Annotated in this window: 8 protein-coding genes; 7 read left to right on the top strand and 1 reads right to left on the bottom strand. The window is 59.3% G+C overall.

The window, feature by feature from the left end:
* Nucleotides 1-23: 23 nt before the first annotated feature.
* Both CBW65_RS22980 and sigK read left to right on the top strand, forming a co-directional pair.
* Nucleotides 24-1,763 carry a peptidoglycan D,D-transpeptidase FtsI family protein gene (locus CBW65_RS22980; protein WP_087458884.1) on the top strand — a complete coding sequence of 580 codons (1,740 nt, stop codon included), beginning with the start codon at nt 24-26 and terminating at the stop codon, nt 1,761-1,763.
* Between the two features lie 135 nt (nt 1,764-1,898).
* Entirely contained in the window at nt 1,899-2,600 is a 702-nt protein-coding gene (sigK, locus tag CBW65_RS22975) for an RNA polymerase sporulation sigma factor SigK (RefSeq protein WP_087458883.1), read from the top strand.
* 60 nt (nt 2,601-2,660) lie between these two features.
* Here the strand turns inward: sigK and CBW65_RS22970 are convergent, their stop codons facing one another.
* Nucleotides 2,661-3,338: a GIN domain-containing protein gene (locus tag CBW65_RS22970; protein ID WP_087458882.1), complete on the bottom strand. Its 678-nt coding sequence runs from the start codon at nt 3,336-3,338 to the stop codon at nt 2,661-2,663.
* Between the two features lie 79 nt (nt 3,339-3,417).
* Between CBW65_RS22970 and CBW65_RS22965 the strand changes: the two genes are divergently transcribed.
* From CBW65_RS22965 to CBW65_RS22945, 5 genes are all read left to right on the top strand, one after another.
* A complete protein-coding gene (locus CBW65_RS22965) occupies nt 3,418-4,080 on the top strand; it encodes a helix-turn-helix domain-containing protein (protein ID WP_087458881.1) in 663 nt (220 codons plus the stop codon).
* A gap of 9 nt (nt 4,081-4,089) precedes the next feature.
* On the top strand, nt 4,090-5,316 hold the full coding sequence (locus CBW65_RS22960; RefSeq protein WP_087458880.1) for an MFS transporter: 1,227 nt from the start codon (nt 4,090-4,092) through the stop codon (nt 5,314-5,316).
* Between the two features lie 273 nt (nt 5,317-5,589).
* Nucleotides 5,590-11,361 (top strand): non-ribosomal peptide synthetase, encoded by a 5,772-nt coding sequence (locus CBW65_RS22955; RefSeq protein WP_232463571.1) that lies wholly within the window; start codon nt 5,590-5,592, stop codon nt 11,359-11,361.
* A 21-nt stretch (nt 11,362-11,382) separates the two neighbouring features.
* Nucleotides 11,383-14,637, top strand: a complete 3,255-nt coding sequence (locus CBW65_RS22950) for a non-ribosomal peptide synthetase (RefSeq protein WP_087458878.1) — start codon at nt 11,383-11,385, stop codon at nt 14,635-14,637.
* A 21-nt stretch (nt 14,638-14,658) separates the two neighbouring features.
* Nucleotides 14,659-17,901, top strand: a complete 3,243-nt coding sequence (locus CBW65_RS22945; RefSeq protein ID WP_087458877.1) for a non-ribosomal peptide synthetase — start codon at nt 14,659-14,661, stop codon at nt 17,899-17,901.
* Nucleotides 17,902-17,924: the final 23 nt, after the last annotated feature.

The raw sequence follows: 17,924 nt of genomic DNA, 5'->3' as shown, positions 1-17,924 counted from the left end.
AAGGGAAAGGAAGTGTGACTGTTATGGAAATTATGCATCGCAAAATTCAACGCCGCACCGCAGCGGTGCTCACGCTCTGCACACTCGGCATCGTGGCGCTGGGCGGGCGGTTGGCTTATATTCAGTTCTCGGCGCACGACATGCAAGGTCATGATCTGGTCGCGTCGGCCGTCGAGCAGCGCCGGGAGAAATTCGAGCTCGATTCCGGACGCGGCGATATTCTCGACCGCAACGGTGTATCGCTGACCGGCAGCAAAATCAACGGCATCGTCGTGTTGCCCGTCTGGCAGCAGAATTTGGAACGCAGCAAGATCAACGAACTGGCGCTGCTGCTCAATACCAGCACCGAGCACATTTTGGCGGCCTTGCAGGAAAAAACGGAGCCGTTTCTGCTCCGTCTGCCCGATATGAGCGGCAACAAGCGCGCCGTCAACCTGACTCCGGAACAGGCCGACTCGGTGCGCAAGCTGAACCTGACCGGCATCTACGCCAAAGAGGTCAAAGTCCGCTATGACGACCTGTCTGTCGCCCGGCACACGATCGGCTTTTTGGGCGAAGACCCCAATCTGGTCGCCAACACGTGGGGCGGCAAATATCCGCTCGATGAGAAGATCGGCAAAATGGGACTGGAGTTTCAATATCAGGAGGAGCTGCGCGGCTTGGGCATCTCCCGCACCATCGCTTATTACTCCGACAACTATGACCGCCCGATCAACGGCTTAGGCATCCGCGAGTCGACCGAGCAGAATCCGTCGCTCTCCGTCAAAACCACGCTCGACCACGACATCCAAAGTTCGGTGGAGCAGGCGATGGACCGCTATGGGATGAACAAAGGGGCGGTCGTCGTGCTTGATGCGGAAACGGAAGATGTGCTGGCGATGGCCTCCCGTCCCAACTACGACCAGACCGAGCCGGTCGACGGCGACCAGTATCCGGTCAACCGCGCCTTGAAGGCGTATTTCCCAGGCTCGATTTTCAAATCGGTGATCGCCCAAGCCGCCTTGGAGACGGGCGTGGTGTCGCCGACCGACAAATTTGAATGCCCCGGCTACATCGACATCGGCGACGGTCGCCTGAACTGCTGGACAAAGCACGGCACCGTGACGGCGGAGCAGGCGTTTGCCGAGTCGTGCAACGTGGCGTTCGCTCAGATGGCGATGAAGCTTGGCCGCACCGAGATCGACACCTATGCGAAAAAATTGGGCCTTGGCGCTGCGGTTGGGCTGAAGAGCGGGGAACAGTCGCAGTTTTACGGAGAAGACCCGGGCAGCGTTTTCCTGAAGGAAGGCTCTTCGGACCGCTTCCTCGCCAACACGGGGATCGGGCAGGAAGACGTGCGCACAACACCGCTGCAGGCGGCGCACCTGATGGCTGTGTTCGCGAACAATGGCATGGCTCGCGAACCGCGTCTGGTCGAATCGCTGCACACGCCGGACGGGCTGCTCTATAAAGATTTTGAAACGGCGGAGCGCAAGCAGGTCATCGACCGCCAGGCAGCATACCAGGTGAAGCAGTGGATGAGTGAAGTGGTATCCTCTCCGGACGGCACGGCGCATATCTTAGCAAAAGCGCAGTTCCCCGTCGCCGGCAAAACGGGGACGGCGCAGACCGGCGACCCGAATGCGAACCACCAGTGGTTTGCCGGATTTGGCCCGGTTGACAAGCCGAAATACGTCGTGGCCGTCATGGCCGAGTCGGCGACCGGCACCCGCGCCACCGAGCAAGTCGCCTTGCAGATTTTTAACGCGCTGCCGAAACCTTAAAAAGCTGTCGAACCTTTAGAAATCCTGTTTGCAAGCGATTGTACAGGCACAGTAAACAAGCACCCTCACATATATTGAAACACACTAGCCCACTTCCGGAGCGGTGGGTGAATCGTAGTGGGAGGTGACAGACTGATGCCTGGGTTTTTGACCGCGGTTGCGTTGCTGCTCAAAGAGATCACGCTGTTTGTTTCTTACATTAAAAACAATGCGTTTCCGCAGCCTCTCTCCGAAGAAGATGAGCGGAAAAATCTGCTGCTGATGGCCGATGGGGACGAAAATGCCCGCAACGTGCTCGTCGAACACAATTTGCGTCTTGTCGCCCATATCGTGAAAAAGTTCGAAAACACCGGAGAGGACAGCGAAGATCTGATCTCGATCGGCACGATCGGGCTGATCAAAGCGATCGAAAGCTATTCGGTGAACAAAGGAACCAAACTCGCGACCTATGCGGCGAGATGTATTGAAAATGAGATTTTGATGCATTTGCGATCGCTTAAGAAAACCAGAAAAGACGTCTCGCTGCACGACCCGATCGGAACGGACAAAGAGGGCAATGAAATTACCTTGATCGACGTGCTCGGCACCGAAACGGACGATGTCATTGACGAGGTGCAGTTGAAGCTGGAGAAGTTGAAGATCTATTCGCGGATGAACATGCTCGACGAACGGGAGCAAGAGGTGATCCGCGGCCGCTTCGGACTGCCGGACGGGGAAGAGAAAACACAGCGCGAGATCGCCGAGGAGCTGGGAATCTCCCGCTCTTATGTCTCCCGGATCGAAAAACGCGCGTTGACCAAACTCTTGCATGAGCTTAGGCCAAAGCGCGAAGATTGATTGACAGGCAAAGCAATCGCCCGCTCACTGAGAGCGGCCGGTTGCTTTTTTGTGTGTGGGCTATTGCTGATTGACGGTGATCGTGCCGCTGCCGAGACGGTTTTCGACGAGGCGTCCCTGAACTGCGTCGACGGTGATCGACCCGCTGCCGAACATGCTCAGATCCGCTTCCTGTGCGGTGACAGCAGCGGTGAAGCTGCCAGGGCCGCTGACTTGGGCGTGCAGGCGATCGGGCGTGCCGGACTGCAGGTGGACATGCCCCGCTCCGTTGACAACGGCCGTGCAGGTGCCGTCGATCTGCTTGATGACGACCGACCCTGCGCCGTTTACGGTCACCTCGGCGTCCCTGACTTGGCTGCAGGTCAGCGAAAACGCGCCTTCTAACACAAGGGCTGCCCGATGCAGCGGGATCTTCGCTTCGCCACTTCCGCCACCGCTGCACGAGACGGTCAGCGATACGGTTGTCGGAACATACAGGTCAATCCGGCCCGAGCGGTCTTCGACGAGAATCGGCGAGCTTTCTGTGGACGTGTCTTGACCGATCAGCAACGGGCGGGGATGGGCATGAACCGAGACTTCGGAAGCGGACGTTTCAACGGTGACCGATTGCTGATAGTCCTCTGTGCCGCTGACTTCGACACGAATCTGCTCGGCTTCCGTTCCATGAATGGCAAATGCCAAGAAGTCGCCCTGCAGGCGCAGATGCTCAACCGGCGCAGCGTAAAATTGTTTTGTCAAACTCGAACAACTCCTCACTTACGTTTTTTGAAATTATAATCGGTTTTCTTCGCGTTGACAAATTGTGCGGAAGGAAGCTATGATGGATACACGGTCAAATTTTCTTGACCCGTTTAAAAAAATAGACCGCTCTGCGAACAGGAGGGAATCTCCGCTGTCCTACGAAATCAATTCGATCGATCAAATGAAAGCATTATCCCATAAAGTACGTGTGCAAGTGATGAGCTTATTCAGCGACTTCCAGCCGCGAACGGTTACTCAATTAGCTGAACGATTAGGCATTCCGAAATCGAAAGTACATTATCACGTCAGAGAACTGCACCGGGCCGGGCTGCTGCAACTGGTGGAGACCCGCGAGCGCGGCGGCGTGATCGAAAAATTTTATCTGCCGGTCGACAAGAGCCTGCGCATTCAAAAGAGCGGGCAGGGCAGCGCCGATCTGGCGCTCAGCATTCTCCAAAAGCAAGTTGGCCGCGCCATGGTCGACGAGTATCTGGAGGCCTATCAGAATGCGGTCGAGCACGCCCAAGAGCAGGAAGCGGGCGGGGAGCAGACAGAACGCGTCCCTTCGACCAACCTCGGCGTGCTGTACTTAACTCCGCAGGGGCGCCAGAAGATGCAAGAGGAACTGCGGGATTTGATCAACAGATGGGAGCAGGAATACGGTGCAGCAACACATGCGCCGGACGAGGATATCTGGCAATTCTTTATCTCGATGGTTCCAAAATTCAAGACGGAATGAGGAGTTTTGATGCTCGCTTTTCTTCGCGGAAATCCGAAGTTTTTACGTTTCTGGATGGCGACATGGTGTTCGGAGTTTGGCGACTGGATTCGCAACATGACCTTGATGTACATGGTGATGGACATCTCCAACAATTCTGCGGTCGCTGTCTCGATCAACCAGTTCTTTGAGTTTGCGCCGATCTTTTTCTTAGGCTTTTTTGTCGGAGTGCTGGCCGACCGCTGGAACCGCAAGCGCACACTGGTCGGCTCGATCGGATTCCGTGCGGTGGTGATGGTGCTGTTGATGGTGGCCGCTTATCAGGAGTCGATGATTTTGGTCTACGCGGTAGCCGCTCTGTCGGCGATCGGCACCGTTTTCTTCCGGGCTCCGCAGTCGGCGTTTATGATGCAGTTCGTGCCGCTGGATGACCGGAGACAGGCGGCCAATCTGCGCCAGATGTCGACGAGTTGGATGTTTGTGATCGGTCCGTCGCTCGGCACGTTCCTCTATTTTGAACTCGGCAGTGTAAATGCGTTGATCCTGACGTGCGCGCTGTTCGTGCTGGCGGCGATTTTGCTCGGGACGATCGCTTCGCAGGAAGAAGAGCAGAAGAATCAGGCGCCGGGCGGTTTCAAAGGCGTCATGCAGGATATGGGAGCAGGGTTCCGCTACTCCTGGACGAACAAAATCGTGCGTCCGATCCTGTTCACCAACGTGTTCTTGGGCTTGGGCACCGGGATTATCAACGTCTTGAGCATCTTTATCATCACCGACTTTTTGGGAATGGATAAAAGCTCCTTCTCAATTCTGGTCACCGTACAGGGTGTCTCCATGGTGGTCTGCTCCCTGCTGGTCGCGAAATCGAAAATGCCGACTGAACGGATGCTGCCCTTCGGGATGCTGATCATGGGTGTCGGCATGGCGATGACCGTTGTCTATGAGAGTTTCTATGTGACAGGTGTCGGCGTCGCGCTCACCAGCCTCGGGAATGTCATGTTTAACATCGGGATGGCAACCTTGCTGCAAACGAAAGTGGACTATCAGTTCCAGGGCCGTCTAAACACGACGGTCATGTCGATCCACAATGGATTTATGATGCTGTCGATGCTGGCGGCCGGCTGGCTATACGAAACCTTTACCATCGTGCCGGTCGTGCTTGGCGGAGGAAGTTCGATGATCCTGGCCGGGATCTTGAGCCTGATCATGTACGCAAAGGCCGTCGATCCGCAAAAAGAAAATAGTGTAGGGCTCTAGCCAGAAACAGGTAAAGCGCACTCTCCACCCCGGAGAGTGCGTTTTTTATATTTCTAAATCATATGTATCTATTAAATTTAAAGTAACTACAGTCAGTTTGTTGACAAATCGTGTTAAATATCCTAGGATTTCGGTAAGGGAATTTAATAAATCCGGTCACAATTTAGTGTTGTGTAATGGTATAGTGTTTTTATATTACTGACTTGATAATGTTCATGCAACGAGGGAGAATCAAAACTTATACTTAATTTCGAGGTGATAAGATTGGAAACGATGATGGATCTGGGAGCAAACGGGCGACTGCGGCCGGAATTGCAACAACTGCTCGCGACAGAACTGCCCGTCTTGCAGTTGCCGGCCGATTATGCCCGGCAGGCGGCGGAATTTTCTGAAGAGCGGATCGCGTTCGAGATATCCGATCGAATATATGAAGAAGCGGCGACTTTTGCTGCCCGAGCTGACGTCGAGCTGTTTGAACTGCTGTTTGCCGTTTTTCAAACGCTCATGTTCCGCTATTCGGAGCAGGAGGATCTGCTGACCGGCTTTGTGCGGGAAAGCGAGCCGCTGGCGTATGTCCGTTCCGTGCCAGCAGGCGAACTGGCCTTTGCCGATTGGCTGAACCGCGTGGACGCGCATTGTGCGGCGGCGAAGCTGAATACGCCGGAACAGATCGAAAGGGCAGCGGAGCAGTTGGGACTGGCGGCCGGGAAGCGGCCGGAAGCGGTGTGCCAAGCGGTGTTGGTGTACGGCGCCGGGAACATCCGGCCGCTCGCGGCGGCCGGCAAGGACATGGTGTTGTACCTGACCGAAGACGGCAGCCGCCTGTACGGGGAGTGGGTGTACAACGCCAACTTGTTTGCCGCACAGACGGTCGAGCGGATGATCGGGCATTACCGCTGCCTGCTGGAGAGCAGCCTCGAGCGGCCGGATACGCCGCTGGCGCAGTTGAATCTGCTGTCTGCAGCGGAGCGGGAAGCTCTGCTCGCCGAGGAACTTGCGATGGCAGACGATGCTCGCAGGAGCCAGGCGGTTCACCATCTGTTTGAGGAGCAGGCGGCGCGCACGCCAGATCGGATTGCAGTCGAATATGCCGGGCAGACACTGACTTACCGGGAGTTGAATGAGCGGGCCAATCGGCTGGCACATCATCTGCGAGGGCTGGGTATCGGCCGGGAAAAGCTGGTTGGACTCTGTGTAGAGCGCTCGCTGGAGCTGATCGTCGGGGTGCTCGGCATCTTGAAAGCGGGCGGCGCGTACGTTCCGCTCGACCCGGATTATCCGCAGGAGCGCACCGCGTATATTTTGGACGACACGAAGATGCAGGTAATGGTCACACAGCAGCCGGTCGCAGCCAAATTGCCCGAGCTGACCTGCCAGTTGGTCTGTCTCGATGCAGATTGGGAGCAGATCGCCGCGCATCAGGGTGACAATCCGGCCGATCAAGCGGCGGCATCGGACATGGCGTACATGATCTATACGTCCGGCTCGACCGGCCGCCCGAAAGCGGTCATCGTCGAGCACGGCAGTTTGAGCAGCGTGCTGGTCACGAGCGGCGAAGCGTTCAATTTTACGGAATCGGATGTGATGCCGTGGATCGCGTCTGTCGCGTTTGACATCGCGCTGTTTGAGTTGATGCACCCGCTGCTCAAAGGCGGCCGGACGGTCGTGCTCGACCGCGAGCATGCGCTGGACCTGCCGCGTCTTATCACCGATCTGGAGCAATATACGGCGATACATACTGTGCCGAGCCTGATGCGCCAAATCGTGCAGACGATTCGGGAAGAAGGCCGGGACAACAGCAATTATGACGACCTGCGGATCATTTTTATCGGCGGTGACGCGGTGGCGCCCGACCTGTTGGAAGCGATGTACGAGGTGTTTCAGCAGGCGCAGATTCACGTGCTGTACGGACCGACCGAAGGCACGATCATCTGCGCGCACTATCCGGTGCCGCGCGGAACTGCGCTTGGGAAATTTCACATCGGCCGCCCATTCAGCCATGCCAGCCTGAGGCTGTACGATCCGCACGGCAATCTGGTTCCGAACGGGTTGCCTGGCGAACTGTATATCGGCGGAGCAGCGGTCAGCCGCGGGTATTACGGCCGCAACGATTTGACGGCCGAAAAATATGTGCAGGTCGACGGGCAGCGCTGGTACCGAAGCGGCGACCTGATGCGCCGTATGGCCGATGGCACGCTGGAATTTTTGGGACGGATCGACAACCAGGTCAAAATTCGCGGCTATCGAGTTGAGCTTGGCGAGATCGAATCGGTTCTGGCGCAGCATGAAGCTGTCGAAGAAGCGATCGTCGTCGTTCGTGCCGAGCCTTCGGGCGAGAAGCGTCTGGTCGGCTACGTGGTCGGGAACTGCACAACTGGCGCCGAGCTGAGCCGTGAACTTACGGAGCAGTTGAAGGCGAAGCTGCCCGGCTATATGGTGCCGGCGGCGATCCTCGTCCTCGACAGCATGCCGCTCAATCCGAACGGAAAAGTCGACCGCAAACTGCTGCCCGAGCCGGACTGGAGCCGTGAGGAAGCCGACTTTGTGGCGCCGCGCGGCATGATGGAACAGATCGTGGCCGATGTGTGGGCTCAGGTGTTTGGTCTGGAGCGCATCGGGGCGACCGATCATTTCTTCGAACTTGGCGGCCATTCGCTGCTGGCGACGCAAGTGATCTCCCGCCTGCGCCGCCTCCTGTCGGTGGAGCTGACTCAGCGCTGTCTGTTCGAAGCGCCGACGGTCGAACTTTTGGCGAAACGCATTCGTGAGCGAGAAGGGCGCAAGGAGACGGTTGCCGGGATTGAAAAGATGTCGCGCGACGGGCGGCTTCCGCTGTCTTTTGCCCAGCAGCGCCTGCTGTTCTTCGATCAGCTTGAACCGGGCAACCCGATGTACAATCTGGCGAGCGCGCTGCGCCTGCGGGGAACGCTGAACCTTTCCGCGCTGGAGCGGGCGCTGCATGAGCTGTGCGAACGCCATGAGTCGCTGCGCACCACCTTCCGCGAGCAGGACGGTGAGCCGTGCCAAGTGATCGCGGCCAACACGCCGTTCCGGCTGCCGGTGGAAGATCATTCGTCATGCGAGGCAGCGGCGCGCGATCAACTGGCGCAGGTGTTGAGCCGGGAAGAAGCGCACAAGCCGTTTGATCTTCAGAACGGGCCGCTGTTCCGTGCGCGCCTGATTACGTTTGCCCCGGAAGACCATCTGTTGATCTTCAACATGCATCACATCATTTCGGACGGCTGGTCGCTCGCGATCTTCCGCAGAGAGTTGTCCGCCTTTTATGAAGCTTTCTCGCAGGACACCGTCCCGGCACTGGCCGAGCTGCCGGTTCAATATGCGGACTATTCCCAATGGCACAACGAATCGCTGCAAGGCGCGGGGATGGACAAGCAGATGGCCTACTGGGAGGAGCAGTTGAGCGGCACGCTGCCGATTCTGCAGATTCCGACCGACCGTTCGCGGCCTCACAAGCAGACCTACAACGGAAAGACGCTGCGCTTCCAACTGACGGAGCGCTTGACTGAACAGATCAAAGACCTGAGCCGCAAGGAAGGGACGACGCTGTACATGACGCTCTTGGCAGCGTTCCAGACCCTCCTCTACCGCTATTCCGGCCAGACCGATCTGCTGATCGGCTCGCCGGTGGTCAACCGCCAGCTTAGCGAGTTGGAGCATATGATCGGCTTTTTCGTGAACACGATCGTGCTGCGCGCCGATTTTTCGCAGGAGCCAACGTTCCGCGAACTGCTGGCTCAAGCGCGCGACAGCTCGCTTGGCGCCTTCGCGAACCAGGACGTTCCGTTTGAACAGCTGGTCGCGAAACTGGCGCCAGAGCGCAGTATGAGCCATGCGCCGCTGGTGCAGGTCATGTTCTCGTTTGAGAATTTTGACCAATCGGTGATGACCATGCCGGGCCTGACCGTGCAGCCGCTCGACTTCGATCTGGATACGGCAAAATTTGATCTGACCCTGTTCATGGGGGAAAGCGAATCCGGCAAGCTGTACGCGCGCTTGGAATACAACACCGACCTGTTTGACCTTGCGACGATCGAACGGATGCAGGAAAGCCTGATCGCGCTGCTTCAAGGGGCGGTCGCCGACCCGTCGCAAAGCACCGCCAAACTGCCGGTCATGTCGACAACGCAACGCGCCATGCTGCTGGAAGGATGGAATCAAACCGCGACGCCGTATCCGAGCGACCGGTCGATTCAAGAGCTGTTTGAAGAGCAGGCGGCGAAAACGCCCGATGCGGTCGCGGTGGTGTTTGCAGAAGAGCAGCTGACCTATGCGCAGTTGAACGTGCGCGCCAACCGCCTGGCCCGCAGGCTGCAAGCGCTTGGCGTGAAGCCGGAGACGGCGGTCGGCGTCTGTTTGGAACGATCGGCAGAGCTGGTGGTCGCGCTGCTGGCGATCGTGAAAGCGGGCGGCTTGTATGTGCCGCTCGACCCGAACTACCCGCAGGAGCGTCTCGCCTTCATGCTGGAAGATGCTGACCTGCTGGCGCTGGTTACGACGAGTGCGCTGGCCGAGCGCTTGCCGGAGCACAGCGCGGCGCTGGTCTGCCTCGATCTGCAGGCGGAAGCGATCGCAGCGCAAAGCGGTGAGAATCCGGCGAACACGGCGGGGCCGGACAACTTGATCTACGTGATCTACACCTCCGGCTCGACAGGTCGTCCGAAAGGCGTTTGCGTGACGCACCGCTCGGTGGCGCGGCTGGTCAAAGAGACGAACTATGTGCGGTTTACGGAAGAGGAAGTGTTCCTGCAGTTTGCGCCGATCTCGTTTGACGCGGCGACCTTTGAGATCTGGGGCGCGCTGCTCAACGGCGGACGCCTGGTCGTGTTCCCAAGTCAGAAGCCGTCGCTGGAAGAGCTTGGCCGCGTCATTCGCCGCTACGAAGTGACGACGCTGTTCCTGACCACAGCGCTGTTCCACCAGATGATCGAAACGCGCTGGGAAGACCTGGTCGCGGTGCGCCAACTGCTGGCCGGCGGCGAGCAGATGTCGGTGGCGCACGTGCGCGACGTGTTTGCGCGGTCGGGCGGCTGGCAGTTCTACCATGTGTACGGGCCGACGGAGACGACGACGTTTGCCACCGCCTGCCTGATCCAAGACGCCAGCCAACTGGAAGCGTCGGTGCCGATCGGCAAGGCGCTGTCGAACACGACGTTGTATGTGCTCGACAAACATCTGCAGCCGGTGCCGGTCGGAGTGCCGGGCGAGCTGTACATCGGCGGCGACGGGGTGGCGCGCGGGTACTTGAACCGCCCGGAGCTGACCGAAGAGAAATTTGTCACGAACCCGTTTGGCGAGGGTCGTCTGTACCGCACCGGCGACTTGGTGCGCTGGCTGTGCGACGGCAACATCGAGTTCCTCGGCCGTCTCGACCATCAAGTGAAAGTGCGCGGGTTCCGCATTGAGCTCGGCGAGATCGAAGTGGAGCTTGGCAAGCACGAAAAAGTCAGCGAAACGGTGGCGATCGTGCGCGAAGACGTGCCGGGCGACAAGCGCCTGACCGCGTACGTGGTGCCGCATGAAGGACAGGACATCACAGCGGGAGAGCTGCGAAGCTATCTGGCCGAAAAGATGCCGGAATACATGATCCCGTCGGCGTTCGAAGTGATGGACAAACTGCCGTTGACAGCAAATGGCAAGATCGACCGCCAAAAGCTGCCGAAGCCGGGCGTTGATCGCGGAACGCAAGAGCTGGTGCTGCCGCGAAATGAGCAGGAGCAGCAGATCGCGGCGATCTGGCAGGAGATCCTCGGTGTCGAACAGGTGGGCGTGCACGACAATTTCTTTGAGCTTGGCGGGCACTCGCTGCTGGCGACGCAGGTCATCTCCCGTCTGCGCCAGGTGTTTGGCATCGAACTGCCATTGCGTCTGATGTTTGAGGCGCGGACGATCGATCTTCTGGCTGCAGAGGCGAGAGCTTTACAGGCGGCCAAAGCGCCGGTGAAAAAAGCGCCGGGCCTGATGGCCGTATCCCGCGCGGCGTACCGCCAGAATGGCGCTCAGGTCACAAACGAGCTGGGGAAGTAACAGACAGGGGGCAGAGAAGACATGAAAACTGTAAATGAGCTGGTCGACCAGGACGTTTTTGTCATACCCGCTTCATTTGCGCAGCAACGGCTGTGGTTTTTTGACCAATTTGAGCGGGGCAGCGCTTTGTACAACATCCCGGTGGCCTACCGAATCGCAGGCAGGCTGGATGTTGCGGCGCTGGAAGCTGCTCTGCAGGCGCTGATCCTGCGTCATGAGTCGCTGCGCACGACGTTTGGCGTTCAAGAAGGGGAGCCTGTGCAGGTCATCCATCCTGACCAAAAAATAGACGTGCCGGTCGTCGACCTGACCGGCGCCGCAGAAAGTGAACAGCAATTGCGGACGGAAGAGTTGATGCAAACGTTTGCTAACGTGCCGTTCGATCTTGGCAGCGGTCCGCTGATGCGTGTGCAGGCAGTGCGCTTTTCCGAACAGGAGCATCTGCTGCTGGTCAATCTGCACCATATCATCGCCGACGGCTGGTCGCTTGGGGTGTTGATCCGCGAACTGGCGGAGCTGTACGGGGCGCAGGCAAGCGGGACAGAGCCCAACCTGCCTGTGCTGCCGCTGCAATATGCCGACTTTGCCGTCTGGCAGCGCGAGTGGCTGTCCGGCGAAGTGCTGGACGAGCAGTTGGCATACTGGCGGGAAAATTTGGGCGGGCAGCTTCCCGTCCTCCAGCTTCCGACCGACCGGCCGCGCCCGGCCCGGCAATCCTATCGCGGCCAGACGACCCGCTTTACGGTGCCCAAAGAGCTGGCCCGGCGGGTGCGGGAATTGTCCGCACAAGAAGGCGCGACGCTGTACATGACCTTGCTCGCCGCGTTTAAGGTGCTGCTCCATCGCTATTCCGGGATGGAAGACATCATCGTCGGCTCTCCGGTGTCGGGGCGCAATCAAGTTGAGATCGAGGAGTTGATCGGCTTTTTCGTCAACTCTGTGGTCTTGCGCACCGACCTGTCAGGGGGACCGAGCTTCCGCGAACTGTTGGCCCGCGTGCGGGAAGTGTCGCTTGGGGCGTTCGCCAATCAGGACGTGCCGTTTGAAAAGCTGGTCGAGGAACTTTCGCCGGAGCGCAGTTTGAGCCATGCGCCGCTGGCGCAGGTGTCATTTGCTTATGAGAATTTTGACCGGGCGCCGATCGAAGCGGCAGGGATCAGGATCAGCAGCTTGGACATCGGCTTGGAGACGGCGAAATACGACCTGACCCTGTTTATCGGGGAAGGCGAGGAAGGTGAGTTGAACGGGCGGGTGGAGTTCAACACCGACCTGTTTGATCTTGCGACGATCGAACGGATGCAGGAAAGCCTGATCGCGCTGCTTGAAGGGGCGGTCGCCGACCCGGCGCAAAGCACCGCCAAGCTGCCGGTCATGTCGACAACGCAGCGCGCCATGCTGCTGGAAGGATGGAATCACACCGCGACGCCGTATCCGAGCGACCGGTCGATTCAAGAGCTGTTTGAAGAGCAGGCGGCGAAAACGCCCGATGCCGTCGCGGTGGTGTTTGGAGAAGAGCAGTTGACCTATGCGCAGTTGAACCTGCGCGCCAACCGCCTCGCCCGCAGGCTGCAAGCGCTTGGCGTGAAGCCGGAGACGGCGGTCGGCGTCTGTTTGGAACGATCGGCAGAGCTGGTGGTCGCACTGCTGGCGATCGTGAAAGCGGGCGGCTTGTATGTGCCGCTCGACCCGAACTACCCGCAGGAGCGTCTCGCCTTCATGCTGGAAGACGCTGACCTGCTGGCGCTGGTTACGACGAGTAGGCTGGCCAAGCGCCTGCCGGAGCACAGCGCGGCGCTGGTCTGCCTCGATCTGCAGGCGGAAGCGATCGCGGCGCAAAGCGGTGAGAATCCGGCGAACACGGCGGGGCCGGACAACTTGATCTACGTGATCTACACCTCCGGCTCGACAGGTCGTCCGAAAGGCGTTTGCGTGACGCACCGCTCGGTGGCGCGGCTGGTCAAAGAGACGAACTATGTGCGGTTTACGGAAGAGGAAGTGTTCCTGCAGTTTGCGCCGATCTCGTTTGACGCGGCGACCTTTGAGATCTGGGGCGCGCTGCTCAACGGCGGACGCCTGGTCGTGTTCCCGGGTCAGAAGCCGTCGCTGGAAGAGCTTGGCCGCGTCATCCGCCAATACGAAGTGACGACGCTGTTCCTGACCACAGCGCTGTTCCACCAGATGATCGAAACGCGCTGGGAAGACCTGGTCGCGGTGCGCCAACTGCTGGCCGGCGGCGAGCAGATGTCGGTGGCGCACGTGCGCGACGTGTTTGCGCGGTCGGGCGGCTGGCAGTTCTACCATGTGTACGGGCCGACGGAGACAACGACGTTTGCCACTGCCTGCCTGATCCGAGACGCCAGCCAGTTGGAAGCGTCGGTACCGATCGGCAAGGCGCTGTCGAACACGACGTTGTATGTGCTCGACAAGCATCGGCAGCCGGTGCCGGTCGGCGTGCCGGGCGAGCTGTACATCGGCGGCGACGGGGTGGCGCGCGGGTACTTGAACCGCCCGGAGCTGACCGAAGAGAAATTTGTCACGAACCCGTTTGGCGAGGGTAGTCTGTACCGCACCGGCGACTTGGTGCGCTGGCTGTGCGACGGCAACATCGAGTTCCTTGGCCGTCTCGACCATCAAGTGAAAGTGCGCGGGTTCCGCATTGAGCTCGGCGAGATCGAAGTGGAGCTTGGCAAGCACGAAAAAGTCAGCGAAACGGTGGCGATCGTGCGCGAAGACGTGCCGGGCGACAAGCGCCTGACCGCGTACGTGGTGCCGCATGAAGAACAGGACATCACAGCGGGAGAGCTGCGAAGCTTCCTGGCTGAAAAGATGCCGGAATACATGATTCCGTCGGCGTTCGAAGTGATGGAAAAACTGCCGTTGACAGCAAATGGCAAGATCGACCGCCAAAAGCTGCCGAAGCCGGGCGTTGATCGCGGAACGCAAGAGCTGGTGCTGCCGCGAAATGAGCAGGAGCAGCAGATTGCAGCGATCTGGCAGGAGATCCTCGGTGTCGAACAGGTGGGCGTGCACGACAATTTCTTTGAGCTTGGCGGACACTCGCTGCTGGCGACGCAGGTCATCTCCCGTCTGCGCCAGACGTTTGGGACGGAGATGCCGCTTCGCGTGATGTTTGAAGCGGGCACAGTGGCCGAACTGGCGCAGTATCTGGAAACGGAGCAGCAGAAAGCAAAAAAATCGGAACCGGCGATGGGCACGGTCTCGCGGGCGGCGTACCGCAAGAAGCGTGGCACGCTGTCGAACGATTTGGGAAATTAGAAGAAGATCAGGAGGAAGATCATGAGTATTGAGCAAGCACAGTTGCAAGGCGGCCAGCTCGCAGAAGAGGAGGAAGTGGTTGCGCTTCCCGTGTCTTTTGCCCAGCAGCGGCTCTGGTTTTTTGATCAGTTTGAATCGGGGAGCGCGCTGTATAATGTTCCGCTCGTGCTGCGCCTGAAAGGCAAGCTCTCCATCAGGGCGCTGGAACAGAGCCTGGAGCAGATCATCGAGCGACATGAGTCGCTGCGCACCACGTTTGCCACCGAAGACGGTGAACCGGTGCAAGTCATCCACGAACAGGTGGAGATCCCGCTGCAGTTTGAAGATCTGACCGACCGCCCGGAAAGTGCGCGGGAAGCGGCAGCCGAGCAATTGATCCGCGCGTACGCACACCTTCCGTTCGATCTGGGGCAGGGTCCGCTCCTGCGCACGAACCTGCTGCGCCTTGCTGAACACGATCATGCCCTGCTCCTCACGATGCACCACATCGTGTCGGACGGCTGGTCGCTTGGCGTGCTGCTGCAGGAATTGACTGCGCTGTACACGTCTTTGCTGCGCGGCGAATCTGGCGCGCTGCCCAACCTGCCCGTTCAGTATGCCGATTTTTCGATCTGGCAGCGCGACTGGCTGGAAGGCGATGTGCTGGCCGAACAGTTGGCGTACTGGAAAGCAAAGCTCGGCGGCACACTCCCGGTGCTGCAAGTGCCGACCGATCATCTGCGCCCGGCGCAGCAGACGTACAATGGCACAAGCATTGAGTTCGCCGTCTCCAAGGAGTTGACCGAACGGCTGCAGGCGATCAGCCGCAGCGCCGGCGCAACGCTGTACATGACGCTGCTGACAGCATTTAAAACGCTGCTCCACCATTACAGCGGCCAGGAAGACATCATCGTCGGCTCGCCGATCGCCGGACGCAACCGCGCGGAGATCGAAGGCTTGATCGGCTTTTTCGTCAATTCGCTGGTGCTGCGCACCGACTTGTCAGGCGCACCGTCGTTCCGCGAGTTGCTCGGGCGGGTCAAAGAGACGACGCTGGGTGCGTACAGCCATCAGGACGTGCCGTTTGAAAAGCTGGTCGAGGAACTGCAGCCGGAGCGAAGCATGGGGCACGCGCCTTTGTTCCAAGCGGTGTTCGCGTTGCAAAACGACGCGCTGCAGCCGATTGAATGGCCGGAGCTGACTGTGCATCCTCAGCCTTTGGAGCTGGAGGTGGCAAAATTTGAACTGTCGCTCGGCATGCATGAGACGCCGGACGGTCTGGCCGGCGTGTGGGAGTACAACACCGACCTGTTTGAAGAAAAGACGGCGCACAGAATGATCGGCAACTTTGTGACCTTGCTCGAATCGATCGCGGCACAGCCCGATCTGCCGGTTGGCGAACTGTCGATCCTGACCGGCAAAGAGCGTGAACATCTGCTGTTCGGCCTGAACGATACGGCGGTTGAGTTCCCGGAGCATCTCCTGCTGCACCAACTGTTCGAACAGCAGGCGGAGCGTACGCCGCACAACATCGCCGCCGTCTACGGGGAACAAGAAATGACGTATGCAGAGTTGGAAACCCGCGCCAATCAGCTGGCTCACCAGCTGCGGGCGATGGGCGTTGGCCCGGATACGGCGGTCGGCGTCTGCATCGAGCGCTCGCTGGAGCTGGTCATCGCGCTGGTCGCGATCCTCAAAGCGGGCGGCGCTTACCTGCCGCTGGACACGGAAGCGCCGGCGATGCGCATGCATCAGGTGTTGACCGATGCGAACGCGCCGGTCTGCCTGTCGCAGGAGCGCCTGCGGGAGAACCTGCCGACCGACGCCTGCACGATGCTGTTCCTCGACACCGACTGGGCAAAGATCGCCCGGCAGGCGACCGATCGTCCGGCTGTGGACGTCACCCCGGAGCATCTGGTGTCCATCTACTACACGTCCGGCTCGACCGGCAAGCCGAAAGGGGTAGCCAGCACGCATCGCGGCTGGGTCAACCGCATGGCTTGGATGCAGCGCCAGCACGGGCTGCAAGCGGAAGAGAGCGTGCTGCAGAAGACGACGCTAACCTTCGATGATGCGGCAGTCGAGTTCTACTGGCCGCTGATGGTCGGAGCGAGAATTGCACTCTTGGAGCCGGTGGTGCATCGCGACCCGCGGGCGATCCTCGATGCGGCGATTCGCTGGCAGGTCGCCGTGCTGCAGTTTGTGCCGAGCATGTTGAACATGGTGCTCGACACGATCACGCCGGAAGACCGGGCACAGCTGAACTGCCTGCGCGTCGTCGTCTCCAGCGGCGAGGCGCTGCGTCCCGATACGGTGCGCCTGTTCCTCGAACGGATGAACGGCATCCTGACCAACACGTGGGGCGCGACCGAAGTTTCTATCGACTCGACGATTCACATCTGCTCGGAAGCGGATGTTCGCGCCACCGAGGTGGTCGCAGTCGGCCGTCCGATTGACAACAACCAAGTCTACATTTTGAACAAGCATCTGCAGCCGGTGCCGATCGGCGTGGCCGGCGACTTGTATTTGGCAGGCGTTGGTCTGGCCCGCTGCTACCTGAACAACCCGGAGCGCACTGCAGAAGCGTTTATTGCCAATCCGTTTGTGCCGGGCGAGCGCATGTACAAGACGGGCGACCGCGGCTATTACCGCGAAGACGGCTCGATCCAGTTCCTCGGCCGGGAAGACAATCAGATCAAGCTGCGCGGGATGCGCGTGGAGTTGGGTGAGATCGAATCGGCAATCGATCAGCATCAGGCGGTCAAAGAGAGCGTGGTCATCGCTCATGAAGCAGAGCCTGGCGTCAAGCGCCTGCTCGCCTACTATACACTTCAAGCTGGCGAGGCTGGCGAGCCGTCCGACATTCGCAAATATTTGAAGGAACTGCTTCCCGAATATATGGTGCCGGCGTTTTTGATCCCGTTGGAAGCATTTCCGCTCAATGCGAACGGCAAGGTGGACCGCAAGGAATTGCCGCTTCCCGATCAGTCGCGCCCGGAGCTGGAAACCGAATTCGCGCCGCCGGAGACGATGGTCGAGGAGCTGATCGCGGAGATCTGGTCGGAAGTGCTTGGCGTGAAAAAGATCGGCGTCTACGATAACTTCTTTGCCTTGGGCGGACATTCGCTGCTGGCGACGCAGGTGATCTCGCGCTTGCGCAAAGCGCTGGAGGTCAACGTTTCACTGCGCGTTCTGTTTGAAAAACCGACCATTTTGGAGCTCGCAGAAGCGATGGAAGACCTGTTGCTGGAAGAGTTTGACGAGGAAGACGGCACGGAAGAGTAAGAGGCTGACAGAGTTAGGAGTTG

It is taken from the genome of Tumebacillus avium, from assembly GCF_002162355.1.
Classification (GTDB): domain Bacteria; phylum Bacillota; class Bacilli; order Tumebacillales; family Tumebacillaceae; genus Tumebacillus_A; species Tumebacillus_A avium.
This window is presented reverse-complemented; position numbering and strand designations above follow the sequence as displayed.

Bases quoted from the DNA above. Each gene is read 5' to 3' on its own strand.
- CBW65_RS22980 (WP_087458884.1), top strand. From the start codon at position 24: ATGGAAATTATGCATCGCAAAATTCAACGCCGCACCGCAGCGGTGCTC.
- sigK (WP_087458883.1), top strand. From the start codon at position 1,899: ATGCCTGGGTTTTTGACCGCGGTTGCGTTGCTGCTCAAAGAGATCACG.
- CBW65_RS22965 (WP_087458881.1), top strand. From the start codon at position 3,418: ATGATGGATACACGGTCAAATTTTCTTGACCCGTTTAAAAAAATAGAC.
- CBW65_RS22960 (WP_087458880.1), top strand. From the start codon at position 4,090: ATGCTCGCTTTTCTTCGCGGAAATCCGAAGTTTTTACGTTTCTGGATG.
- CBW65_RS22955 (WP_232463571.1), top strand. From the start codon at position 5,590: ATGATGGATCTGGGAGCAAACGGGCGACTGCGGCCGGAATTGCAACAA.
- CBW65_RS22950 (WP_087458878.1), top strand. From the start codon at position 11,383: ATGAAAACTGTAAATGAGCTGGTCGACCAGGACGTTTTTGTCATACCC.
- CBW65_RS22945 (WP_087458877.1), top strand. From the start codon at position 14,659: ATGAGTATTGAGCAAGCACAGTTGCAAGGCGGCCAGCTCGCAGAAGAG.